Genomic DNA, 22,723 nt, shown 5'->3' on the forward strand with positions numbered 1-22,723 from the left:
CGCACACGCACCGCCACGCTGAGTGACGTGAACCAACAAACCACCGGGGCCCCTGCCCCGTCCCCCACGCACCAGTTCACGGTCCTGCTCTCCGCCACGCGAAGGGGCGCCCGCCTGGCCCGGCTGCTGCTGCGGGAACAACTCCGCAGCTGGGAGCGCCCCTACGAAGCCGCGGAGCACATCGTCGCCGAGCTGGCGAACAACGCCGTGCTGCACGGCCACGTGCCCGGCAGGAGCTTCCGCCTCGCCCTGACGCTCACCGGCACGGACACGCTCCGTATCGAGGTGACGGACGCGAGGACGGACCGCCACCCGCCGAGCGCCGCCCAACGACCGCTGCTGGAAGCCGAGTCGGGCCGGGGCCTCCTCCTGGTGGAGGCCCTGTCGGACCGCTGGGGCACGACGTACGGCCCCGCCCCTTGCAAAACCGTCTGGGCGGAGCTGGCCTGCCCGCAGCCGGTCAGCCGACGCGCGGCTTGGTGAACTCCTCGATCAGGACGGGGTACTGCTCACCCCCGTGGCCCGCAGCGATGGCGCGGTCCGCCATGGCCTTGAACAGCCGGGGAAGCTCGGCGTTGACGCCCGCCGCCTCGCACTCTGCGATCAGGTGAGCCATGGACCGCGCGTCGGTCTCCAGGGCGGCGACCTCGGCCGGGAAGGAGCCCTTGTCGATCTGCTCGGCGTAACCGGGCAGCCAGTCGGCGACACCGGCGGCCATGAGGCGTGCGAACGGCGCGTACGTCACGGCGTCGACACCGGCGGTCCTGAGCAGGGCGGTGCCCTGGAGCCAGGCGTTCAGGACGCTCCACATCATGGCCAGGCCGGCCACGTCGTACAGCGACGCGAGGCCGGGGTCGTCGCCGAGGTAGGTGAGGGCGCCGAGCGCTTCGAGCGTCGGCTCGTGGGCCTCGAAGTCCGCTCGGGGCCCGCTGTGCAGAATGACGGCGTCGACGGTCCCGATCACCGACGGGATCGCCATGAGGGCGCCGTCGAGGTAACGGGCGCCTCGCTGTCCGGCCCAGCGGGCGGTCTCGCGGGCCTGGGCCGAGTCGCCCGAGGTGAGGTTGACCAGCGTCGTACCGTGCAGCTCGACGTCGCTCGCGCCGAGGAGTCCGCGTACGGCCTCGTAATCGGTGACGCAGAGGACGGTCAAGGGGCTCGCCTTGAGGGCGGCGGCGACCGACGGGGCCAAGGAGGCTCCGTCCGCGACCAGTTGGCCCGCCTTGGCGGCCGTGCGGTTCCATACGGTGGTGGGGTGCCCGGCCTTCAGGAACGCGGCGGCGAGCGCCTGGCCCATCAGTCCGAGTCCGATGACGGTCACGGGTGTTTCGCTTCGGTTGCTCATGACAGGATCTTCAACGTTCATACCGGTGTGAAGGTCAAGCGAGGGCGCGATGTTGATCGGGGAACTCAGCCGCAGGGCGGGCGTCAACGCCCACCAACTGCGCTACTACGAGGCCCAGGGCCTGCTGGAGGCGGGGCGCGGCGCGAACGGCTACCGCGAGTACGACGAGAGCGCCGTGCTGCGGGTGAAGCAGATCCGGCACCTGCTCGGCGCCGGTCTCTCCTCCGAGGACATCGCCTACGTACTGCCGTGCGCGCTCGGGGAGGCACCGGAGCTGCCGGGCTGCCCCGAACTGCTGGCGTCGATGCGGTCACGGCTGCGGCGGCTGGACGACCAGATGGCCACGCTCGCCGGGTCCCGCGACGCCCTCGCCCGCTATATCGACGCCGCCGAGCGCACGGGCGGCGAGAACTACCCGCCCTTCGACGGCACCGCGTAGGCCGTCCGGTCAGCCCATGCTGCGCGCCCCGTCCAGCGCCTCCCGGATGATGTCGGCGTGGCCCGCGTGCTGCGCGGTCTCGCCGATGATGTGCAGCAGCGTGCGGCGGGCCGACCAGCGCGTGCCGGGCTTGGTCCAGGGGGCCTCCGGCAGCGGGTGGGTCACGTCGAGGGAGGGCAGGCCGGCGACCACCTCGTCAGTGCGGCGGGCGGCTTCGGCGTAGGCGTCCAGCACGCCCGCCAGGGTCTCGCCGGGCAGCATGCGGAACTCCTCGGCCCGCCGCGCCCAGTCGGCCTCAGTCATGTCGCTCACGCCGACCAGCGCGGACTGACCCTCCAGGATGAAGGCGCCCCACCTCCTCTCGACCGAGGTGACGTGCTTGATCAGCCCGCCCAGGCACAGCTCGCTCACCGTGGGCCGCTGTCCGGCCTGCTCGTCGGTGAGGTCGCGGGTGGTGTACCGGAGCATCTCCCGGTGCCCGGCCAACGCGTCCAGCAAATCGTTCATGGTCTCCGCCTGCCCGTACGTACTGCTCCGCTGTCAGGAAGAACGCTACGAGCCAACTAGGCCAAGGCCAGGCCTACTTGAGAGTGGCGGCGGTTTGCACCCCGGCCCAGTTCATTGGGCCGGTTTGTCGCAGACCAGGGCGTGGTAGCCGGCGACGCGCCCCAACGTCTGATGGGCGCGGATAACGGTAATGAGGTCCTGCCAGTCTTCATGAGCGAGTTCTGCGAGGCCGGGCCACCGTAGCGACAGTGTGCGTCGTCCGGCGCCGGAGGGCACGGACGTTGAACCCGGCAGTAGTGGCATCAGCAACGTAGGTCTTCGGGGTCGCGAAGTCCTCGAACTTCCACGTCTCACGCGCACCAGCCTGTGAGAATCCAATTCGGCGAGCGTCCACAGTGCCGTGTCGGGCCAGGCGAAGTCCACCAGTACGAGACGGCCACCGGGGCGCAGTACTCGGTGGTTTCCGGCGAGGAAAGCACGCCGGCCGGCCGGTCCGAAGTGGAAGGCGGCTTCCAGGCAGTGGACGGGGTCGATGCATCCCGGGGTGAGGTCCACTCCTGCGGCCTTCTCGGGAAGGCGGGTCAGGTCGGCGACCGCGAAGGAGACATGGGGCCGGTGGCCGAAGCGTTCGCGGGCCCGCTCGATCTGCTGGGGCTGGATGTCGGCGCCCAGTGCGTGGCAGGCTTTTTCGGCCAGACATGCTGTGGTGTGGCCGCGTCCGCAGGCGGCGTCCAGGACGACATTCCCCGGTGAGGTGTTCAGCAGCGCGAGCGACTGCGAGCGAGAAGGGCATCGACAGGAAGGGAAGACAATGTGCTGTGAGCTGCTGATCGGTAAGTTGCGGGAAACCACGATCGTGCCGTGGTCGGCACAGGCCAGCGACATGCACTCCGTATGCCCGGTTCACACGGACGACTGACGACCCCCGGGGGCATCAGACGTCGTTTCTGACGGTGTGATCGCTCGCTGAGCCGTGCATGACTGATCTGGTGGAGCGGTTCGTGACGGAGCTGCTCCGCAGGAGACGCCCTCCCACGTGAGTCTTGGCCGAGACGGACGTCATGGCGGACGAAACCGGCCACGCCTGAAAAGGCGTGGCCGGCACAATCTGAATGGCCATGGTGCGGAGATGACCATCAGCTGAACATCGGTTTGGCGAGTCGATGGCTCCAGTTTTGAGTCCTCTTTACCGGAGCATTCGATTCGTCAGAGGATTTCGATGTCCTTCACCTTCGGCGGACGGTGCGGGAAGGTGATGTCGGTCCACCGGTTGATGCGCACGGAGTCACCATTGGCGTCGTAGTAGATCAGGTCGTTGTTGCCCGTGGAGATGCGGTCGACCCACCAGTTGCCGAAGCCGGTGCGGCCCTTGTTGGCGTAGCAGTCCACGCTTGAGCGGCCGTCACCACTGTGCGACCAGATCTTTAAGAAGTTCTCGCCACCTCGGCATTCGACGTGGTCGATGGCGAAGGCGTTACCCGTGGGCATCACCACGGTGAACGCGGCGGCCGCAGCGATCGCCACGGTTGCGGAGCGGGCGACCCGCTTGGTTTTCGACAGCACAAGTACTCCCTTATTCGGGCCCGTACGTGGCCATTTGACGACCATTTCCGGGAGACGTTCTGCGCTTCCACAAAGACGATCGTCCAGGACTGCTGTACATGGCAATCTTTCAAATGGCGCACGGCCGAAACAAGTCGTCCAATGTCCTGATCAACGCCATTTGGGCTACCTGGCCCGGATCAAGGAACACACGCCGTCCGGCCGGATCGTCACCCGCACCCTCTCGTACAACAGGCCCCAGCCCCGCACCGACCGCACTGCGCATCCGGAAACGCCTGGAGAAGGTCATGCCGGAAGAGCTGGTGGCGCATACGGGCACCCCCGACGTCGAAGACCTGCCGGAGGGGATCATGCGGCACCCCGACGTCATGGAGATCCAGGGGGCGTTCGACCCCCGCACCGGCTCGGGCGCGGTCATGACCGACATCCACGCCACACCGGAGGGCCCCCATCGCGGACTGGACATCCCCACGGACAACCTGCCCCGGTACGCCTGAGCCGTGAGCCGTGAGCCGTAAGTCATGAACGGCACACGGCAGTCGCATTGCACGCCCAGCCATTCCCTTGAGCCCCCGCGGGGCCCCAACTACGTTCAAGGAGTCAGGTCACCGACTTGGCCGTGTGCCCGAGTGGCTGAGGGGCTGGACTGCAAATCCAGTAACGCGGGTTCGATTCCCGCCACGGCCTCTCCCGTGCGAGGAGTGGGCCTGGACCCACCCCACCCGTGGGCCCAGGCCCGTACCGCCCCCGCCCCACGCTTCGTAGCGTCAAGGGCATGGACACCACGCACCCCGCCCACGAAGACTTCGGCACCACCAAGAGCAGCGTCACGGTCTACGGCGTCCTCAGCGTCGCCGCCCTCGTGGCGGTCGTCGTGGTGGCGGTCAACGGCCTCCCGGTGAACACGTTCATGTGGGTCCGGGCGGCGCTGCTGCCCGTGGTCTCCGTGCTGCTCCACCGGCTGGCCGTCTCCGCCTCCCAGGGGTCCCGGCGCGCCTTCGAGCGCCTCCGCACCCTCGCCGTGATCATGCCGGTCGCGATCATCGGCGTCGACCTGGTCCCGGGCGTCTGCCCGCCCTGGTACGCCGTGACGCAGACCCTCTGCATGCTGCCGGTGATCCGCGTCGCGTACCTCACCCGGAGCACCCCGCTGCGTACCGCCTTCCCGAAGGGGAAGTGACGCTCAGGCCACCCGCGCCTCGTCCAGCCGCCCCAGAACCGCGTCCACCGTCTCCTCCACCGACAGCTCCGAACTGTCCAGCCAGAGGCCCAGCCGCGGGGTCGTCTCGCGCAGGCCCGTGTCCAGGTCCTGGACCGTCCACGCGCCGTAGCCCGTCTTGCCGCGGCCGGCCTCGCGGGCGGTGACCACGTCGGGGCGCGGGGCGAGGACGATCACGTAGAGCGGGCGGGTGCGGATGAGGTCGGCATACGTCTTCAACTGGGCGCCCAGGATCACGTCCTGGACGACCGCCGTGAAACCGGCGCGCGCGTACGCGTCCGCTGTGGACGCCGACAGCCCGTACCGCAGGGCGAGTTGGGCCTCCGCCTCTCCCCCGGCCCCGGGCTCGTACTCCACACCGCCCGAGACGATCATCCGGCGGTAGACGTCACCGCGTACATGCGCGGCCTTCGGCAGCCGCTCGGCCAACGCCTGCGCCACCGTGGACTTTCCGGACGCCATGATGCCGGTGAGGACGATGACGCCTTGCGGGGCGGAGGGGGCCGTCACTGCGCCACCGCCGCCTGCGGGCGGATCGGCAGGCGGTTGACCGGGCGGCCCGTCGCCGCGCGCACCGCCGAGGCGATCGCCGCCGGGGAGGTGACGACCGGGACCGCGCCGGCGGCCTTCGCGCCGAAGGGGGCGACGACGTCCCGCTCCTCCACCAGCTTCACGATGCGGATGTCGGGCGCGTCCAGGGCGGTGGGGAGCGCGTACCCGGTGAGGTCGGGGTGGCGGACGATGCCGCGCGGGGTGCGGAGGTTCTCCGTGAGCGCCGCGCCCACGCCCTGCGTGACGCCCGCCTCGATACGGGTCCGCAGCTGGGCCGGGTTGAGGACGCGGCCCACGTCCTGCGCGACGGCCAGCTCGACCACCCGTACGGAACCGATCTCGATGTCCACGTCGACCACCGCGCGGATCGCGCAGAACGCCATGCCCACGAACGCGTCGCCCTGCCCCGCCTCGTCCAGCGGCTCGGTGGGGTGCGGGCGGCACTGGGCCGTGGCCCACAGTTCCTTGCCGTCCAGCGCCTCGGTGACCGTCGTGGAGAGCACACCGTCGTACGAGGTGATCTTGCCGTCCGCGATCTGGAGCAGCTCGGTGGACATGCCGAACGTGTGGGCCAGCGGCTGGAGCAGCTGGGTCCTGACCATCTTCGCCGCGCGCTCCACCGCACCGCCCGACACCCACGTGTGGCGGCCCCGGCAGCTCGGGCCCGCCGGGGGCTGGTCGGTGTCGACGGGCGCCACGCGCACGTCCTCGATGCCCAGCGTCTCCTGGACGATCTGGCGGGCCAGCGTCGTGAAGCCCTGGCCGGTCTCGACGGCCGCGCAGATCACCGTCGCGACGCCGTCGTGGACCTTCACCGTGGCGGTGGAGACCTCGTCCGCGCCTTCCGCGCCGAGGAGCTGGACCATGCCGAGGCCGTAGCCGACACCGCGCCGCACGGCGGCCGGTTCGCCCGCGCCCTCGGGGCCGCCGGGCAGCAGCCACTCGTCCTCGGGGGTGTCCTTGGGCAGCTCGGGCAGGGGGAAGTCCCTTACGGCGGCCAGCAGTTCGGCCACCGGGGCCGGGCACGTCACCGTCTGGCCCGTGGGCATGATGTCGCCGGTCGCCATGGCGTTGCGCAGCCGCAGCTCGGCCGGGTCGATGCCGAGTTTCTTCGCGATCTTGTCCATTTGGGCTTCGTACGCGGCGCAGACCTGCATGGCGCCCTCGCCCCGCACGTGCCCGGACGGCGGGTTGTTCGTACGGACCGCCCAGCCCTCGATGAAGGCGTTCGGCACGATGTAGGGACCGCAGGCGAAGGAGACGGCCGCGGCCAGGGCCTCCGACGACGTGTCCGCGTACGCGCCCGCGTCGAGCAGGATCTGCGCCTCCACCTTCACCAGGCGGCCCTCGGCGTCCGCGTGGTGGCGGTAGCGCAGGAGGGTGGGGTGGCGGTGGGCGTGGCCGAGGAAGGACTCCTCGCGGGTCGCGGTGAGCTTGACGGGGCAGCCGGTGCGCAACGCGAGCAGCCCGAGCGGGAGTTGGAAGCTCGCGTCCTCGCGGTCAGCGGTGGCGCCCGGGACGCCCGTGACGACGACCTTGACCTGGTCGGCGGCCAGGCCGTAGCAGGCGGCGGCCCGGTCGCGGTCGGCGTGCGGGTCGGTGGAGGCGACGTACAGCTCCACTCCCCCGTCGGGGCGCGGCACCGCGAGGCCCGCCTCCGCGCCGATCGGCGCCGGGTCCTGGCGGCCGATGCGGTACAGCCCCTCGACGACGAGCTCGCCCACCGCCTCCGGGTCGCCGTGCCGCAGCGGGATGTGGCGGATCAAGTTGCCGTCGGGGTGCAGCGGTTCGGCCTCGAAGGCCTTCTCCGGGTCGGTGACCGGCTCCAGCACCTCGTACTCGACGATGACGGCGGCGGCCGCCATGCGCGCCGTGTCGGGGTGGTCGGCGGCCACGGCGGCGATGGGCTCACCGTGATGGCGTACGACCTCGGAGGCGAAGACCGGCCGGTCCGGCGTCCGGCGGCCGTGCAGCGCGTCACCGGGCACGTCCTCGTGGGTGACGACAGCGTGCACGCCCGGCATCTGAAGGGCGTGGCTGGTGTCGATGGAGACGATGCGGGCGTGCGCGTACGGGGAACGCAGCACCGCCGCCCACAGCAGGCCCTCGGCCCACAGGTCGGAGGCGTAGGGGAAGGTGCCCTCCGTCTTGGCGCGGCACTCCGCCGACGGCAGGGACGCGCCGATGCCGTGCGCCGGCGCCTCGGCGCCCGGCGCGGTCGCGGTGATGGTGTCCTCGCTCACGCCCGGCCTCCGTCCTGGGGGTACTGGGGATAGGGACCCTGCGGTCCATAGGGGCCCTGCGGTCCCTCGGGTCCGTCGTACGGGCCCTGGTGGACGCCGCCGGCGCCCGGACCCGCCTGGTGCGGGATGCGCGCCTCGTCGGCCTGCGCGTCCTGCGAGCCGTACGCGTCCCGCGCGGCCTGTGCGTCGTGGTCCGGTGCCGCCTGCGCCGAGGCCTCCGCGGCCGCGGTCGCCTCCCGCTCGGCGACGACCTCGCGCACGGCGTCGAGCACGCCGCGGTAGCCGGAGCAGCGGCAGAGGTTGCCGCACAGCGCGCGGCGGGTCTCCAGCTCGCTGGGGGCGGGGTTGCCCTCCAGGAGGTCGTGCACGGTCATGGCCATGCCCGGCACGCAGAACCCGCACTGCACGGCGCCGCACGCGGCGAGCGCGCGCTGCACGTCGGAGGGCTGCCCGTCGGCGGCCAGGCCCTCGACGGTGCGGATCTCGCTGCCCGCGGTGGTGGCGGCGGGCACCAGGCAGGAGGCGACGAGGCGGCCGTCCACCTGGACGTTGCAGGCCCCGCACTCGCCTTGTGAGCAGCCGTCCTTGGCGCCCGCGAGGCCGAGCCGCTCCCGCAGGACGTAGAGCAGGGACTCGCCGATCCAGGCGTCGGTGACGGGGCGGTCGGTGCCGTTCACGCGCAGGACGTAGGAGCCGAGGGGGTGATCGTCGTGGAGGGGGTTGGGCGCGATGGCGGGGGCGTCGTCCCCATCGGTCGCCTCCGCCGGGTCGGCCCTCTCCGCGGCCTCTCCTGCCTCGGTGGCCTCGGGTGCCTCCGTCGCTTCGGGTGTCTCGGTCGCTTCGCTCGTCTCCACCGCCGCGTCGTCCGTGTCGCCGGGCTCGTGGGTTCCGGTGGTCCCGACGGCTTCGGTGGCCTCGGTGCCCGTCTCGTCCGGCTCGTCCGCCGCTTCGGGCCGGACGTCGTCCGCCTGGTCCGGCTCGGGCTCGGGGGCGGGCTCCACGACGGCTTCGGACGCCGTGTCGGCCGTGCCGGCCGTGCCGTGCTCCTCCGCGGCCTCGAACTCCTCCGTCGGCTCCGAGGACTCCAGTACGTCCGCGATCTCCGCGGCTTCGGCGGCCTCCTGGGCGGCCTCGGCGGCGTCCTGGGCGGCCTCGACGGCCTCCGCCGCCTGTGCCGCGTGCGCGGCCTCCGCGGCCCGTGCCGCCTCGGCCCCCGACTGCCCCGCGGGCGGCACGCTGACCGCCCGCAACAGCGTCGTCCTCTCGAAGCCGTTCTCCTGCGGCTCCGGCTGCTGCTCCTGCCGCGCAGCCTCCTGGGCCTGCGGCTGCGGCTGCGTGGTCCAGGGCGCCCCGGCCCCGGCCCTCGCGCCCGTCGCCCACGGCGCGGGCGCGCCGCCGGGCAGGGTCGCGGGCGGCATGACGCTCCCGGCCCAGGCGTTGGACTGCGTACGCGCGGGGTAGGCCAGGTCGCTGGAGAGCGAGGACGCCGTGTACTCGCCCGACTCGTCCGGGAGATCGCCGCCGGCGACGGGGATCGACCACTGCCCGGTGATGTCGGAGGAGGGTGCGGCGACCTCCTGCCCGTACTCCTGACCGTAGCCCTGGTCGTACCCGGGGCCCGGGTCGTCATCCTGATCCGGCTGCTCGTAACCCTGACCCGGTTGCTCGTACCGCTGCCCGTACGCCTGTCGCTCCGCCGTGTCGCCGTCGGCGAAGCTCCACTGTCCGGTCGCCCGGGGGTCGTAGCCGTGGTGCTCCGCGGGCTGCCGCTCGGCGTGGGGCCGCTGTGCCGTGCCCGCCTCGGGCCAGCTCACCGCCGGCCCGGCGCCCGCCGCGCCCGTCACCTCGGGCGGCATGACCCATGTGCCGGTCGCCGCCGGGTCGGTGGCGTCCGACGTGGTCGGGGTGACCGTTATCTGCGGCGGCACATAGCCGTGGCCCGGCGCGGCGAGCGGGGTGTCGAGCATGCCCTCGGGGAGCTGCACGAACGCCGTGGCGTCCGAGTCGTACTCGCCCTGCGGATGCGGCTGCCAGCCGCCGCCGTTGTGGGTGTTCTGGTCGTCGCTCACGACAGCGCCCTCCCCAGTGCTCGTCGGGCCAGCGCGGCGACGGTGCGCCGCAGGTGCAGTACGGCGGGCGTCAGCGGCTGTTCGGTGCCGTCGGCCGCCGGGGGCTGGTCGGGGATGCAGGCGGCGGCGACGTACTCGCCGAAGGCGGTGACCGCCTCCGGTACGAGGCTGCCGCGCTCGCCGTCCCAGTCGATGAGGGAGGCCACCCACTGCTCGGCCTCCAGGGGCCGCAGCGGCATGGGCGCGATGGCGCCGACCGCGCAGCGCACGCCGCGCCGGGCGGGGTCGAGGACCAGCGCGACGGACGCGGTGGCGCGGCCGGGCCCGGTGCGCCCGGTCGCCTTGAGGAAGACCTGCGGGGCGTGCAGCAGCGGCACGCGCACGAAGCCGATGAGCTCACCGGGGCGGAGCATCTCCACGCCCGCGAGGAGGTGCGAGACGGGGACCTCGCGGCGGGCGCCGCCGGGTCCCGCGATGATCAGGGCGGCTTCGAGGGCGGCGAGGACGGGCAGCGCGTCGCCGGTGGGCGCGGCCGAGGCGATGTTGCCGCCGAGGGTGCCCGCGTTGCGGATCTGGGGCGGTCCGGCGGCGCGCGCGGCGGCGGCCAGGGCGGGGATCAGCGCGGCGAAGTCGGGGCGGCCCATGCGGGCGTGGGTGAGGCCGGCGCCGAGCAGGGCGTGGCCGTCCTGGTACTGCCAGCCGCGGATCTCGCTGATGCGGCCGAGGCCGACGAGGGCGGCGGGGCGCAGCTGGCCCGAGTTGACCGAGGTCATCAGGTCCGTGCCGCCGGCGACGGGCACGGCGGCGGGCATCGCGGCGAGTGCCGCCACGGCCTCGTCGAGCGTGGCGGGCAGCTTCACCGACTGCGGTGGCTGTGCCGCCCGCGGTGCGTGCGTGGTCAAAACCGGCTGCCCCTTCCCGATGCCCGGCCGCGTACTTCACCTACGACGCGTACGTGAAGTGCTCGCCGTTGCGCGACGTGTCGCCGTTACGCCTGTTCCGCCGTACGGTACGTGCTCACAACCAGGACGTGGCAACTCTGGCACATCTTCGCAGGGGCCCGACGCGGGGGTCCGCTAGGAGGCATTCGTCCCCGGACCAGGGGGATATGCCGTTTTCGCACTGCTTCCGGCGGTCCGCGCCCAGGGTGTGGACCGCCGGTTTCACGCACCCGGACGGGCCCTCACACGTTCGGGGGCGGACCCTCGATCGGGCGGCCGAGGTCGGCGTCGGTCAGCCCTTCGGGGGCCGGTCGCCGCTGCCGGGGCAGCGGGCCGCCGGGCGGGCGGTAGTCGACGCCGAGGGCGTCGAGGCGCGCGTAATGGGCCGTCATGCGCCGCTCGAAGTCGGCGAAGTCGCGCTCGGCCGGGGCGGGGAGCCTGCGCCAGGCCACCTCGCTGAAGGCGGCGAGACGCGGGAACGCCTGGTAGTCGACGCGTTCCTGGTTCTCCATCACCTCGGTCCAGACGTTGGCCTGCGTACCGAGGACGTGGGCGGCCTCGTCCTCCGTGAGCTCCGTGGGGACGGGTTCGAAGCGGTAGACGTCTTCGAGCGTGCGGACGAATCCGATGGGCATCGGCTCGTCGGGGCCGCCGTCCTGCCGGTGGTCCAAGTACACGTGCTGCTCGGGGCACATGACGACGTCGTGGCCCGACTTGGCCGCGGTGATGCCGCCCCGGTAGCCGCGCCAGGAGGAGACGGTGGCGCCCTCGGCGAGGCCGCCCTCCAGGATCTCGTCCCAGCCGATGAGCCGCCGCCCGCGCTCGGTGAGCCAGGTGTCGAAGTGCCGGATGAACCAGCTCTGGAGCCCGTCCTCGCCGTCCACCCCCAGCTCCTTGATCCGGGCCTGGGCGGCGGCCGATGCCTTCCACTGGTCCTTGGGGCACTCGTCGCCGCCGACGTGGACGAAGGTGGACGGGAAGAGGTCGAGGATCTCCTCGAAGACACCTTCGTAGAAACGGAGTACGTCCTCGGTGGGGGCGAGGACGTTCTTGCTGACGCCCCAGGTGTCCCAGACGGCGAGCGCCTCGGTGTCGACGACGTCCGTGTTGCCGAGGTGCGGGTAGGCGCTGACGGCGGCCTGCGAGTGGCCCGGCACGTCGATCTCGGGGACGACGGTGATGTGCAGGGAGTCGGCGTACGCGACGATCTCGCGGATGTCGTCCTGCGTGTAGAAGCCGCCGTGCGGGCGCTCCTCCCAGAGCGGGGAGTTGCGGTGGCCCCACTTGGAGCGGGCCCGCCAGGACCCGGCCTCCGTCAGCTTCGGATGGCGCTTGATCTCCACGCGCCAGCCCTGGTCGTCGGTGAGGTGGAAGTGGAAGACGTTGAGCTTGTGGGCGGCGAGCAGGTCGAGGTAGCGCAGCACGCCGTCCTTCGGCATGAAGTGCCGTGCGACGTCGAGCATCATGCCGCGCCACCCGAAGCGGGGCGCGTCCTCGACGACGCACGCGGGCAGGGAGTGCCGTGCGCCGGGCCGCAGTCGCGCGCGCCGGAAGGCGTCGGGGCCGAAGAGCTGGCGGAGGGTCTGGGCGCCCCAGAAGACGCCCGCGGCCGCGCCGCCACGGATCTCGGCTCGGGTCTCGTCGATGGTGAGCCGGTACGCCTCCGGCTCCAGGGAGGCGTCGATGAGCAGGGACAGCCGGGAAGCGGAGTCGCCCGCGCCCTCGGCGCCGGGGGTGAGCGGGAGCCCGAGCGCGGCGCCGAGGGTGGCGCGCAGCCAGCGTTCGGTGGACTCGGTGCCGGGGCCCGCCCACAGGGTGGTGGCGGGACCGGCGGCGAAGGAGGAACCAGGCACGGCCTCGGCGCGTGCGGGCACCGGGATGAGTTCAGCGAGCGGCGCGAAGCGCCTTCCATGAGGGCGGTGGTGGGCGACGGGTGGGCGCTCAAGGGTCATGCCGCGTAAGGCTGTCACGCGATCGTGCTACGCAAAAGGGGCGTTGCGGTACACGCAACGCCCCTGAAGCGAAGGGTCACACGGCACACGGAAAGGGACTGAAGAGGGGGCTGCTTCTTGCCGTCCGGAGAGGCAGGGCTACTTCTTGCCGCCCTTGCCGTCCTTGCCGCCCTTGTCCTTGTCGCCGCCGGCGCCCATGGACTCGTAGATCTCCTTGCACATGGGACAGACGGGGTACTTCTTCGGGTCGCGGCCGGGGACCCACACCTTGCCGCAGAGCGCGACGACGGGCGTGCCGTCGAGCGCGCTCGCCATGATCTTGTCCTTCTGGACGTAGTGCGCGTAGCGCTCGTGGTCGCCGTCGCCGTGCGACACCTGCGGCGTCGGCTCTACGAGGGTCCCCGTACCTGCCCCGCGCTCGGGCTCGGGCTCAAGAGTGCTCATAAGGGCCAAGGGTACTCACGCGCGCGACGTCTAGGCAGCGGCCGTACCGCGAGCGCCCCGCCACCGGGCGGGGGACCCGTTCGCATCGCGCGGCCCGGTGGGGGTTGCTCGCGCAGTTCCCCGCGCCCCTGAAGGGGCCGAGGTGCCACCTCGCCTCAGGGGCCCGGGGGCACCACAGCGCCCCGGAAGGGGCGCGAGGAACTGCGCCCCAAGCCCCCACCACCCGCAGACAAAGAACGAGACCGCACCACGGCACCCCTCAGGGGCGCGAGGAACTGCGCGACAAACCCCCACCGGCCCGCACGTCCCAGGAGTCGCCTCCGCCCCGCCGGCCCCGCGCAGCGGACACGTGCAGAACGAGCCCCGCCAAGGCCACCCCGGCCGCCGCCCACGGCAGGGCACCGGGAGCGAGACCCATCGAAAGAGCGAGGCCCGCCAGGGCGGAGCCGACCGCGCTGCCCAGGTAGAGGGCGGAGTTGTTGAGCGCGAGGGCCACCGTGCCGCGCTCGGCGCGCAGGGCGAGCAGGCGGTGCTGCTGCGGGACCTGGAACGCCCAGCCCGCGGCCCCCCAGACGACGAGCGCGGGGAAGGCGGCGGCGCCGAGCAGCGGCAGGGCACCCATCGCGACGACCAGGGCGGAGACGATCCCCGTCACCAGGGCCGTCACCCGGCCCGTGCGGTCCACCAGCGGCCCGGCGGCCACACTGCCGAGCACGCCGCCGATGCCCCACGCCCACAGGTACGGCGCCACCTGGCTCTCGCCGACGCCGCCCGAGGAGTCGAGTACCGGTGCGAGGTAGGTGTAGAGGCCGAGGCTCGCCACCGCCCCCAGGAAGGAGACGCTCACGATGGGCAGCACCTTGCGGTCGGTGAGCGCCCCGAGCCGGGTCCGCAGCGGGACCGGCGCCTCGGCGGGCACCTCGGGCAGCCCCACCGCGAGCCCCACGAGCGCGACCGCGCCGAGCCCCGTCACCAGCCACATCGTGGCCCGCCACGACGTGTGGCCGGCGAGCAGCACGCCCAGCGGGACGCCGAGGACCGTGCCCGAACTCATCCCGCCCATGACCAGCGCGAGCGCCCGCCCGCGCCGCTCCGGTCCCGCCAGCGAGGCGGCGGCCGCCGTGGACAGCGCCGAGTACACCCCGGCGCCGACCCCCGCCACGGCGCGCGCCGCGAGCAGTGCGCCGAGGCCGGGCGCGAGCGCGGTGAGGCCGTTGCCGAGCGTGAAGACGGCCAGCGCGGCGAGGAGCAGCACGCGGGGCCGTACGCCGGACAGCAGCCCGGCGACGAGCGGCGCGCTGACCGCGTACGCGAGGGTGAAGACGGTGACCATCTGCCCCGCGAGCGACACGGTCGTCCCCAGATCCCCGGCGACGACCGGCAGCAGCCCCGCCATCACATAGGCGTCGAGCCCCAACGTGAAGGCCCCCACCATCAACAGCCACACCTTGCGCACGCCGCTCCACTCCCTCGTGTCCCTCGTCGGTCCTGCCGGACGGGGGAAACGTAGGCAGCCTCCGCATCCCGGGGGAAATGCCGGGCGACGCGCATTTATGCTGGGGCGGCATGAATGACGGCGGCATGAATGACGTACGGCTCCAGGGGCCCCTGGACGGCATCGAGCTGCGGCACCTGCGTGCCTTCCTCGCCGTCGCCGACGAGCTGAGCTTCACGCACGCCGCCGACCGGCTCCGCGTCGGGCAGCCCGCGCTCACCCGGGCCGTGCGGGCCCTGGAGGAGAGCCTCGGGGCGCGGCTCCTCGACCGGACCACACGGCGGGTCGCGCTCACCGGGGCCGGGCAGCGGCTGCGGGACGACCTCGCGCCGCTGCTGCGCCGGCTGGAGGGCACCCTGCGCACCGCCGCCGGGGCCGAGCCGCCCGTCCTGCGCCTCGGCTTCACCTCCCTGCTCCCCGAGGCCTGCGCGGCCCTCGTCACCACCTTCAAGGCGGCCACCGGAGCGGGCGTGCGCCTGGTGCGCGGCGACGCCCCGCTCGCGGGCCTGCTGACGGGCGCCTGCGACATCGCGGTCGTACGAGGTGAGCTGCCACCCGGCGACACGGTGCGCTCGCGCCTGCTGCTGCACGAGCCGCGCGTCGCCGTCCTCTCCCGCGACGCGGCCGAACTCGCGGGCCGCCGTGTCGTCGACTGGACGGAACTCGCGGACCTGCCGCTGGTCGTCAACACGGTCACCGGCACGACGGGGCCCGAGCTGTGGCCCGAGGGACGCCGCCCCCGGCTCGCCTGCACCGCCCACAACTTCGACGAGTGGCTGGAGGCGGTCGCCGCCGGCCACGGCGTGGGCATCGCCCCGGAACCGGTGGCCCGCAGGCACTCCCACCCGTCGCTGCGCTACGTACGCCTGAAGAACGCGCCGCCCGTCGCCGTGCGCCTGGCGGTCCCGGCGAGGGACGCGCTACCGCTCGCCGAGCGGTATCTGGAGGGTGCCGGTCAGTTCAGCGACGGGTCGTCCGGATAGGTGGCGATCATCGCCAGCTCGCTGCGCTGGCGTCTGAGCACCGCGCGCCACAGCCGCTCCGGGTCCGGCGAGGAGACGTCCCCCGGCTCGGACTCGACCACATACCAGGCGCCGTCGGCCAGCTCCGTCTCCAGCTGGCCGGGCCCCCACCCGGAGTAGCCCGCGAAGATCCGCAGGCTGCCGAGGGCCGGGGAGAGCAGCTCGGGCGGGGCCTCCAGGTCGACGAGGCCGATCGCGCCGTGCACCCGGCGGAAGCCGACGGGATCGACGCGGCCCGTGCGGTAGCGGATGCCGAGCGGCGTGCCCTCCTCGCCGGGGATCACCGCGACGCCGAGCGCCGAGTCCAGCGAGACGGGGCCACCCTGGAAGACGACGCCCGGCGCCCCGGCCAGGTCGCCCCAGCCCTCCAGGATGTCGGCGACGCCCACGGGTGTCGGGCGGTTCAGGACGACGCCGAGCGAGCCCTCCTCGTCGTGGTCGAGGAGCAGCACCACCGCACGGTCGAAATTGGGGTCCGCCAGGGCCGGCGTGGCCACGAGCAGCCGCCCTGTGAGCGAGGACACCTCGGTCATGGACCACATGATCCCGCATCTTCGCCGCGAGCGGGGAGGTAATGGCCGGACGTGAGCCGGTGCAGTTCAGGGCGCATGAGAGCGACCGGAGCGCACAGCAGGGGCCGGTGACCCGGAGTGTCCGGTTCCGCACGGTTCGTGTTGTGGCGAACTCATGACCTGTTTTGCACGCCCTTGGCCTTACGGAAGGGGGGTACGCGGCCATTACGCTTGCCCTTTGGTCCCCCCGTCCATCCAATCGGAACGCGAGATTCATGACCGTCACCGGCATTGACGATGTACTGCTTGTCCACGGCGGAACCCCGCTGGAGGGCGAGATCCGTGTCCGCGGCGCGAAGAACCTCGTGCCCAAGGCCATGGTTGCCGCGCTGCTCGGCAGCGCTCCGAGCCGGCTGCGCAACGTCCCGGACATTCGCGACGTGCGTGTCGTACGCGGCCTGCTCCAGCTGCACGGCGTGACGGTCCGCCCCGGTGAGGAGCCGGGCGAGCTCATCCTGGACCCCTCGCACGTCGAGAGCGCCAACGTCGCCGACATCGACGCCCACGCCGGCTCGTCGCGGATTCCGATCCTCTTCTGCGGCCCGCTCCTGCACCGCCTCGGGCACGCCTTCATCCCCGGCCTCGGTGGCTGCGACATCGGCGGCCGGCCGATCGACTTCCACTTCGAGGTGCTCCGCCAGTTCGGCGCCACCATCGAGAAGCGCGCCGACGGCCAGTACCTGGAGGCCCCGCAGCGCCTGCGCGGCACCAAGATCCGTCTGCCGTACCCGTCCGTGGGCGCCACCGAGCAGGTCCTGCTCACCGCCGTCCTCGCGGAGGGTGTGACCGAGCTCTCCAACGCCGCGGTCGAGCCGGAGATCGAGGACCTGATCTGCGTCCTGCAGAAAATGGGCGCGATCATCGCCATGGACACCGACCGGACCATAAGGATCACCGGTGTCGACAGCCTGGGCGGCTACAACCACCACGCCCTCTCGGACCGCCTGGAGGCCGCCTCCTGGGCTTCCGCGGCCCTGGCGACCGAAGGCAACATCTACGTCCGCGGCGCCCAGCAGCGCTCGATGATGACGTTCCTGAACACCTACCGGAAGGTGGGCGGTGCCTTCGAGATCGACGACGAGGGCATCCGCTTCTGGCACCCGGGCGGCTCGCTCAACGCGATCGCCCTGGAGACGGACGTGCACCCCGGCTTCCAGACCGACTGGCAGCAGCCGCTCGTCGTGGCCCTGACGCAGGCCGCGGGCCTGTCCATCGTCCACGAGACGGTGTACGAGTCGCGGCTCGGCTTCACCTCCGCGCTCAACCAGATGGGCGCGCACATCCAGCTCTACCGCGAGTGCCTCGGCGGCTCCGACTGCCGCTTCGGCCAGCGCAACTTCCTGCACTCGGCGGTTGTCAGCGGCCCCACGAAGCTCCAGGGCGCCGATCTGGTCATCCCCGACCTGCGCGGCGGCTTCTCGTACCTGATCGCCGCTCTCGCGGCCCAGGGCACCTCCCGCGTCCACGGCATCGACCTGATCAACCGCGGCTACGAGAACTTCATGGACAAGCTCCAGGAGCTCGGCGCGAAGGTCGAGCTGCCGAACGGCAAGGCGGCGCTGTAACAGGCCCTCAGCGCGTCAGCACATGGGAAAGGGGCGGTCACCCGGTGGGTGACCGCCCCTTTCAGCTGCTCAGGGTTACTTCCCCTTGGCCGCTTCCTTCAGCTTGGAACCAGCCGAAACCTTGACGCTGTAACCGGCCGGGATGTTGATCGGCTCGCCGGTCTGCGGGTTACGGGCGGTGCGAGCGGCACGGTGGGTGCGCTCGAAGGTCAGGAAGCCGGGGATGGTGACCTTCTCGTCGCCCTTGGCAACGATCTCGCCGACGGTCTCGGCGAACGCGGCCAGCACGGCGTCGGCGTCCTTGCGGGTCACCTCGGCGCGGTCGGCCAGCGCGGCCACCAGCTCACTGCGGTTCATGTTTGTACTCCCGTGTTCTTTTGCCGTTGAGGCGTGATCGAAGCCGATGCTGCCAGGGTCCTCGGACAGTCCCCGGACCCGGGTCTTGCGTCAGACCCTCGCGCCCGATTACGCATCCTGCCCCCACCTGCGGCGGGAAAGCCAATCCGGCACCCTCCGAAGGGCCGCAGGGCCATGGTCCGCCACCCTAAAGGGGCGTTTATGACCGGGCGCCTCGCGACGCGCCGAGGTCAGGCGGACGTGGGACCCGTCACAGCGGCGCCCGCGGCCTTGGCGGCGGTGCGCACGGCACCGGCCACGGCGCCCGCGACCTTGTCGTTGAAGACGCTGGGGATGATGTAGTTGCGGTTCAGCTCGTCCTCGGCGACGACGTCGGCGAGGGCGCCCGCGGCGGCCAGCATCATCTCCGTGTTGACCGTACGCGACTGGGCGTCGAGCAGGCCGCGGAAGACGCCCGGGAAGACCAGGACGTTGTTGATCTGGTTCGGGAAGTCCGAGCGGCCGGTGGCCACGACCTCCGCCGTCTGCCGGGCGATCGCCGGGTCGACCTCGGGGTCGGGGTTCGCGAGCGCGAACACGATGGCGCCGTCGGCCATGGCCGCGACATCGTCGCCGTTCAGCACGTTCGGGGCCGAGACGCCGATGAAGACGTCGGCGCCGACCACGGCCTCCTTGAGCGTGCCGGTCAGGCCCTCGGGGTTGGTGTTGTCGGCGATCCAGCGCAGCGGCGAGTCCACGTCGGCGGAGACCAGGTCCTCGCGGTCGGCGTGCACGACGCCGTGGATGTCGGCCACCACGGCGTTCTTGACGCCCGCGGCGAGCAGCAGCTTCAGGATGGCCGTACCGGCCGCGCCCGCGCCCGACATGACCACGCGCACGTCGCCGATGCCCTTGCCCACGACACGCAGCGCGTTGGTGAGGGCGGCGAGGACGACGATCGCGGTGCCGTGCTGGTCGTCGTGGAAGACGGGGATGTCCAGGGCCTCGCGCAGCCGGGCCTCGATCTCGAAGCAGCGGGGCGCGGAGATGTCCTCCAGGTTGATGCCCGCGAAGCCGGGGGCGATGGCCTTGACGATCTCGACGATGGCGTCGGTGTCCTGGGTGTCCAGGCACAGCGGCCAGGCGTCGATGCCGGCGAAGCGCTTGAAGAGGGCCGCCTTGCCCTCCATGACCGGCAGCGCGGCCTTCGGGCCGATGTTGCCGAGGCCGAGGACGGCCGAACCGTCCGTTACGACCGCAACGGAGTTGCGCTTGATCGTCAGGCGGCGCGCGTCCTCGGGGTTCTCGGCGATCGCCATGCAGACCCGGGCGACACCCGGGGTGTAGATCATGGAGAGGTCGTCACGGTTCCTGATGGGGTGCTTGGACGCCATCTCGATCTTGCCGCCGAGGTGCATCAGGAACGTACGGTCGGAGACCTTGCCGAGGGTGACGCCCTCGATGGTGCGCAGCTGCTCGACGATCTCGTCGGCGTGCGTGGTGGAGGACGCCGCGATCGTCACGTCGATCCGCAGCATCTCGTGGCCGGAGGCCGTGACGTCGAGGCCGGTGACCGAGCCCCCGGATGACTCGACGGCCGTGGTGAGCTGGGAGACCGCGGTTCCGCTCGCGGGCACCTCCAGCCGGACCGTCATCGAGTAGGAGACGCTGGGCGCCGTTGCCATGGCCGACTTCCTCTGCTTTCACCTTGTAGCTCTTGCCGTCCGATGGTCGCACCTACCGCCGGGTACGTGGTAGCCGCCCCGGATTGAGAACGTTTTGTTCACCGGCGGGTGCACGGCGTCATCGAATCGCCGTCATCGGATCACCTGGGGCACTTTTTCGGAAACTTGTTTCCACCATACGAGAAGTTGTGGGAAACAGAAAGAGGCCCACGTCACTTGGTGACGTGGGCCTCTCTCATCCGTTCATGACACCGACCCGCCATGCTCGCCTCGCGGCAAGTGGTCGCTCGTAGCGACGAAGGTTGGGCCCGGGGGCTTGGATCGAGCCGGTGCCACATCCAAGGTAACAAACGATCCCCGTAAGGCAATTTGCGTCCCGTGAACTCCCGGGGAACTCCCCTTGCCTCAGTCGCGGAGGAGGTCGGGCACGCCCTGCGCGTCCGGTTCGTCCCGCTCGCCCGACAGGACCGTCAGCTGCTGCGTCGCGCGCGTCAGCGCCACGTACAGGACCCGCAGGCCCGCCGGGGACTCGTCGGCGATCTCCGCGGGCGAGACGACGACCGTCGCGTCGTACTCCAGGCCCTTGGCCTCCAGGCTGCCGAGCGCCACCACGCGCTCGCCGAGCCCGGCGAGCCAGCGGGCCGCCTGGTCGCGGCGGTTCATCGCGACGACCACACCGACCGTGCCGCTCACCCGCTCCAGGAGCAGGGCCGCCTCCTCGCGCACCGAGGCGCCGAGGTCCCCGTCGCGCACGACGCGGAAGCGGGGCTCGACGCCGGTCGAGCGGACCGCCGAGGGCGAGTCGGCGCCCGGCATCGCGAGCGCCAGGACCCTGGCGGCCACCTCGGCGATCTCGGCGGGGTTGCGGTAGTTGACGGTGAGCGTGAAGCGGCGGCGCGGGCGGCTGCCCAGCGCCTCGTCACGGGCCTCGGCCGCCTCGTCCGGGTCGGACCACGAGGACTGCGCCGGGTCGCCGACGACCGTCCAGGTGGCGTGCCGGCCGCGGCGCCCGACCATGCGCCACTGCATGGGCGTGAGGTCCTGCGCCTCGTCGACGATGACGTGGGCGTACTCGGTGCGCTCGGCCGCCAGGCGTTCGGCGCGCTCGCGCTGGGACTCCTCGCGCCGCGGCATCAGCTCTTCGAGGCCGGTGAGCTGGTCGAGGGGGTCCAGTTCGCGCTTCTTCTTGGGCCGGTACGGGGTGCCGAGGATCGCCTGGAGCTCGTCGAGCAGCGCCACGTCGTGCACGGACAGGGCGTCCCGCTTGAGGGACCGGGCGACCTTGCGGATCTCGCCGGGGTTCAGGGCGCGGCGGGCCCAGCGGCCCAGGCGCCGCTCGTCGCCCATCGCGGCCAGGACCGCGCGCGGGGTCAGCTCCGGCCACCAGGCGTCGAGGAAGCGGATGAAGTCGTCCTCGGACGTGATGTCGTCGTCGAAGGAGGAGCGCAGCTCGGCGGCGAGTTCGGGGTCGGAGTGGCGGCCCGCGGCCCCGGACTGCGACCACAGGGCGTCCAGGAGGAGCTTGCGGGCGCGCGGGCGCAGCAGATTGACGGGGGCGGTGCCGCCGAGGGCGTTGCGGCGGATGCGGTTCAACTGCTCGGCGTCCAGTTCGAGGCGGCGGCCGAAGGCGACGACGCGGAGGCGGGTGGGGGCGCCCTGGGGCTCCGGGCCGCTCCGCGGTTCCGTCGGGTCGTCGCCGAAGGTCAGCTGTTCGTCGCGGGGTGCCTTGGGCCGCCTGTCCTGTACGCCCTCCAGCGCACCCCGGGCCGCCTTGCGCAGCACGCCCAGCATGCGCGAGGAACCCTTGACGCGGGCCACCGCCGGGGAGTCGTAGACCGTGGCCTCGACGCCGTCGACCAGGGAGCCGACCGCGCGGATCGCCACCTGGCCCTCCTCACCGAGGGAGGGCAGGACGCCCTCGGTGTAGGCGACCAGGAGCGGGGTCGGGGAGACGATGAGGATGCCGCCCGCGTACCGGCGGCGGTCCTGGTAGAGGAGGTAGGCCGCGCGGTGCAGCGCCACGGCCGTCTTGCCGGTGCCGGGGCCGCCCTCCACGTACGTCACGGACGCGGCGGGCGCGCGGATCACCATGTCCTGCTCGGCCTGGATGGACGCCACGATGTCGCGCATGGTGTGGCTGCGGGCCTGCCCGAGCGCGGCCATCAGCGCGCCGTCGCCGATCACCGGCAGCTTCTCGCCGTCGAGGTAGGCGGTGATCTCCGGACGCATCAGGTCGTCCTCCACGCCGAGGACCTTGCGGCCCTTGGAGCGGATGACGCGGCGGCGTACGACCCGGCCCGGGTCGACCGGGGTCGAGCGGTAGAAGGGGGCGGCGGCGGGCGCGCGCCAGTCGATGACGAGCGGGGAGTAGTCCGCGTCGAGGACGCCGATGCGGCCGATGTGCAGCGTCTCCGCGATCTCGGCCGTGTTGTTCTCGCGCACGGCGCCCTCGGCGGGCTCCACGGCCGTGTACGCGCCGTCGGGGCCCTTCTTGCCGTCCTTGCCCTGGAGCAGGTCGATGCGGCCGAAGAGGAAGTCCTCGAACTCGTTGTTGAGCCGGTTGAGATGGACGCCCGCGCGGAAGACCTGCGCGTCGCGTTCGGCGAGCGCGCCCGGCGTACCGACCTGGGAGCGCTTCGCGGCGTCGTTCATCAGGAACTCGGCCTCGTGGATCTTCTCCTCAAGACGTCGGTAGACCTGGTCGAGATGGTCCTGTTCGACGCTGATCTCGCGGTCGCGTGTGCCTGACGGCATCACTGCGTTGACGTCGGCCA

At 72.1% G+C, this 22,723-nt stretch carries 21 protein-coding genes and 1 tRNA gene; 7 read left to right on the plus strand and 15 right to left on the minus strand.

Going from position 1 to position 22,723, the window contains the following annotated elements; genetic code table 11:
• Nucleotides 1-18 precede the first annotated feature (18 nt).
• Nucleotides 19-483: an ATP-binding protein gene (locus ACOBQB_RS23820; RefSeq protein ID WP_423598710.1), complete on the plus strand. Its 465-nt coding sequence runs from the start codon at nt 19-21 to the stop codon at nt 481-483.
• On the opposite strand, the gene ACOBQB_RS23825 is transcribed toward ACOBQB_RS23820, so the two are convergent.
• A complete protein-coding gene (locus tag ACOBQB_RS23825; protein WP_423594164.1) occupies nt 461-1,345 on the minus strand; it encodes an NAD(P)-dependent oxidoreductase in 885 nt (294 codons plus the stop codon). The genes ACOBQB_RS23820 and ACOBQB_RS23825 overlap by 23 nt on opposite strands.
• A 49-nt stretch (nt 1,346-1,394) precedes the next feature.
• On the opposite strand from ACOBQB_RS23825, the gene ACOBQB_RS23830 reads away from it, so the two are divergent.
• Nucleotides 1,395-1,784, plus strand: coding sequence for a MerR family transcriptional regulator (locus ACOBQB_RS23830; protein WP_423594165.1), 390 nt, complete (start codon nt 1,395-1,397; stop codon nt 1,782-1,784).
• A gap of 9 nt (nt 1,785-1,793) precedes the next feature.
• Here ACOBQB_RS23830 and ACOBQB_RS23835 read toward each other — a convergent pair whose 3' ends face one another.
• The 3 genes from ACOBQB_RS23835 to ACOBQB_RS23845 form a co-directional block, all read right to left on the minus strand.
• Entirely contained in the window at nt 1,794-2,291 is a 498-nt protein-coding gene (locus ACOBQB_RS23835; RefSeq protein ID WP_423594166.1) for a DinB family protein, read from the minus strand.
• Nucleotides 2,292-2,402: 111 nt separating this feature from the next.
• Complete coding sequence (locus tag ACOBQB_RS23840) at nt 2,403-3,176, minus strand: class I SAM-dependent methyltransferase (RefSeq protein ID WP_423594167.1); 774 nt, start codon at nt 3,174-3,176, stop codon at nt 2,403-2,405.
• 321 nt (nt 3,177-3,497) lie between these two features.
• Nucleotides 3,498-3,854: a beta/gamma crystallin domain-containing protein gene (locus ACOBQB_RS23845; RefSeq protein ID WP_055569966.1), complete on the minus strand. Its 357-nt coding sequence runs from the start codon at nt 3,852-3,854 to the stop codon at nt 3,498-3,500.
• 287 nt (nt 3,855-4,141) lie between these two features.
• Here ACOBQB_RS23845 and ACOBQB_RS23850 point away from each other — a divergent pair, with 287 nt between their 5' ends.
• The 3 genes from ACOBQB_RS23850 to ACOBQB_RS23860 all read left to right on the plus strand — a co-directional run bounded on the left by ACOBQB_RS23850 (nt 4,142) and on the right by ACOBQB_RS23860 (nt 5,034).
• Nucleotides 4,142-4,351 (plus strand): hypothetical protein, encoded by a 210-nt coding sequence (locus ACOBQB_RS23850; RefSeq protein WP_423594168.1) that lies wholly within the window; start codon nt 4,142-4,144, stop codon nt 4,349-4,351.
• A 118-nt stretch (nt 4,352-4,469) separates the two neighbouring features.
• Nucleotides 4,470-4,541, plus strand: a tRNA-Cys gene (locus ACOBQB_RS23855).
• An 88-nt stretch (nt 4,542-4,629) separates the two neighbouring features.
• A complete protein-coding gene (locus tag ACOBQB_RS23860; protein WP_423594169.1) occupies nt 4,630-5,034 on the plus strand; it encodes a hypothetical protein in 405 nt (134 codons plus the stop codon).
• A gap of 3 nt (nt 5,035-5,037) precedes the next feature.
• Here the strand turns inward: ACOBQB_RS23860 and ACOBQB_RS23865 are convergent, their stop codons facing one another.
• From ACOBQB_RS23865 to ACOBQB_RS23895, 7 genes are all read right to left on the minus strand, one after another.
• A complete protein-coding gene (locus ACOBQB_RS23865) occupies nt 5,038-5,583 on the minus strand; it encodes an AAA family ATPase (protein WP_423594170.1) in 546 nt (181 codons plus the stop codon).
• Entirely contained in the window at nt 5,580-7,868 is a 2,289-nt protein-coding gene (locus ACOBQB_RS23870) for a xanthine dehydrogenase family protein molybdopterin-binding subunit (RefSeq protein ID WP_423594171.1), read from the minus strand. The genes ACOBQB_RS23865 and ACOBQB_RS23870 overlap by 4 nt, the downstream gene beginning before the upstream one ends.
• On the minus strand, nt 7,865-9,937 hold the full coding sequence (locus ACOBQB_RS23875; protein WP_423594172.1) for a (2Fe-2S)-binding protein: 2,073 nt from the start codon (nt 9,935-9,937) through the stop codon (nt 7,865-7,867). The genes ACOBQB_RS23870 and ACOBQB_RS23875 overlap by 4 nt, the downstream gene beginning before the upstream one ends.
• Nucleotides 9,934-10,839: an FAD binding domain-containing protein gene (locus ACOBQB_RS23880; RefSeq protein WP_423594173.1), complete on the minus strand. Its 906-nt coding sequence runs from the start codon at nt 10,837-10,839 to the stop codon at nt 9,934-9,936. Before ACOBQB_RS23880 ends, ACOBQB_RS23875 begins: the two co-directional genes overlap by 4 nt.
• Before the next feature lie 281 nt (nt 10,840-11,120).
• Complete coding sequence (locus ACOBQB_RS23885) at nt 11,121-12,830, minus strand: beta-N-acetylhexosaminidase (protein ID WP_423594174.1); 1,710 nt, start codon at nt 12,828-12,830, stop codon at nt 11,121-11,123.
• A 138-nt stretch (nt 12,831-12,968) separates the two neighbouring features.
• Nucleotides 12,969-13,274: a DUF3039 domain-containing protein gene (locus tag ACOBQB_RS23890; RefSeq protein ID WP_055550135.1), complete on the minus strand. Its 306-nt coding sequence runs from the start codon at nt 13,272-13,274 to the stop codon at nt 12,969-12,971.
• Between the two features lie 259 nt (nt 13,275-13,533).
• A complete protein-coding gene (locus ACOBQB_RS23895) occupies nt 13,534-14,730 on the minus strand; it encodes an MFS transporter (protein ID WP_423594175.1) in 1,197 nt (398 codons plus the stop codon).
• Between the two features lie 110 nt (nt 14,731-14,840).
• Between ACOBQB_RS23895 and ACOBQB_RS23900 the strand changes: the two genes are divergently transcribed.
• The gene (locus ACOBQB_RS23900; RefSeq protein WP_423594176.1) at nt 14,841-15,752 is read left to right on the plus strand and encodes a LysR family transcriptional regulator; all 912 of its coding nucleotides are present in this window, start codon (nt 14,841-14,843) and stop codon (nt 15,750-15,752) included.
• Here the strand turns inward: ACOBQB_RS23900 and ACOBQB_RS23905 are convergent.
• Nucleotides 15,725-16,324 carry a YqgE/AlgH family protein gene (locus ACOBQB_RS23905; RefSeq protein WP_423594177.1) on the minus strand — a complete coding sequence of 200 codons (600 nt, stop codon included), beginning with the start codon at nt 16,322-16,324 and terminating at the stop codon, nt 15,725-15,727. The two genes, ACOBQB_RS23900 and ACOBQB_RS23905, sit on opposite strands and share 28 nt — an antisense overlap.
• Before the next feature lie 254 nt (nt 16,325-16,578).
• On the opposite strand from ACOBQB_RS23905, the gene murA reads away from it, so the two are divergent.
• Nucleotides 16,579-17,928, plus strand: coding sequence for a UDP-N-acetylglucosamine 1-carboxyvinyltransferase (gene murA / locus ACOBQB_RS23910; RefSeq protein WP_127910285.1), 1,350 nt, complete (start codon nt 16,579-16,581; stop codon nt 17,926-17,928).
• Nucleotides 17,929-18,003: 75 nt separating this feature from the next.
• On the opposite strand, the gene ACOBQB_RS23915 is transcribed toward murA, so the two are convergent.
• From ACOBQB_RS23915 to ACOBQB_RS23925, 3 genes are all read right to left on the minus strand, one after another.
• Complete coding sequence (locus ACOBQB_RS23915) at nt 18,004-18,285, minus strand: HU family DNA-binding protein (RefSeq protein WP_016645140.1); 282 nt, start codon at nt 18,283-18,285, stop codon at nt 18,004-18,006.
• Between the two features lie 230 nt (nt 18,286-18,515).
• Entirely contained in the window at nt 18,516-19,949 is a 1,434-nt protein-coding gene (locus ACOBQB_RS23920; protein ID WP_423594178.1) for an NAD-dependent malic enzyme, read from the minus strand.
• A gap of 405 nt (nt 19,950-20,354) precedes the next feature.
• Nucleotides 20,355-22,703: a HelD family protein gene (locus ACOBQB_RS23925; protein ID WP_423598712.1), complete on the minus strand. Its 2,349-nt coding sequence runs from the start codon at nt 22,701-22,703 to the stop codon at nt 20,355-20,357.
• Between the last annotated feature and the right edge of the window lie 20 nt (nt 22,704-22,723).

This window comes from Streptomyces sp. G5(2025), from assembly GCF_049542075.1.
Classification (GTDB): Bacteria; Actinomycetota; Actinomycetes; order Streptomycetales; family Streptomycetaceae; genus Streptomyces.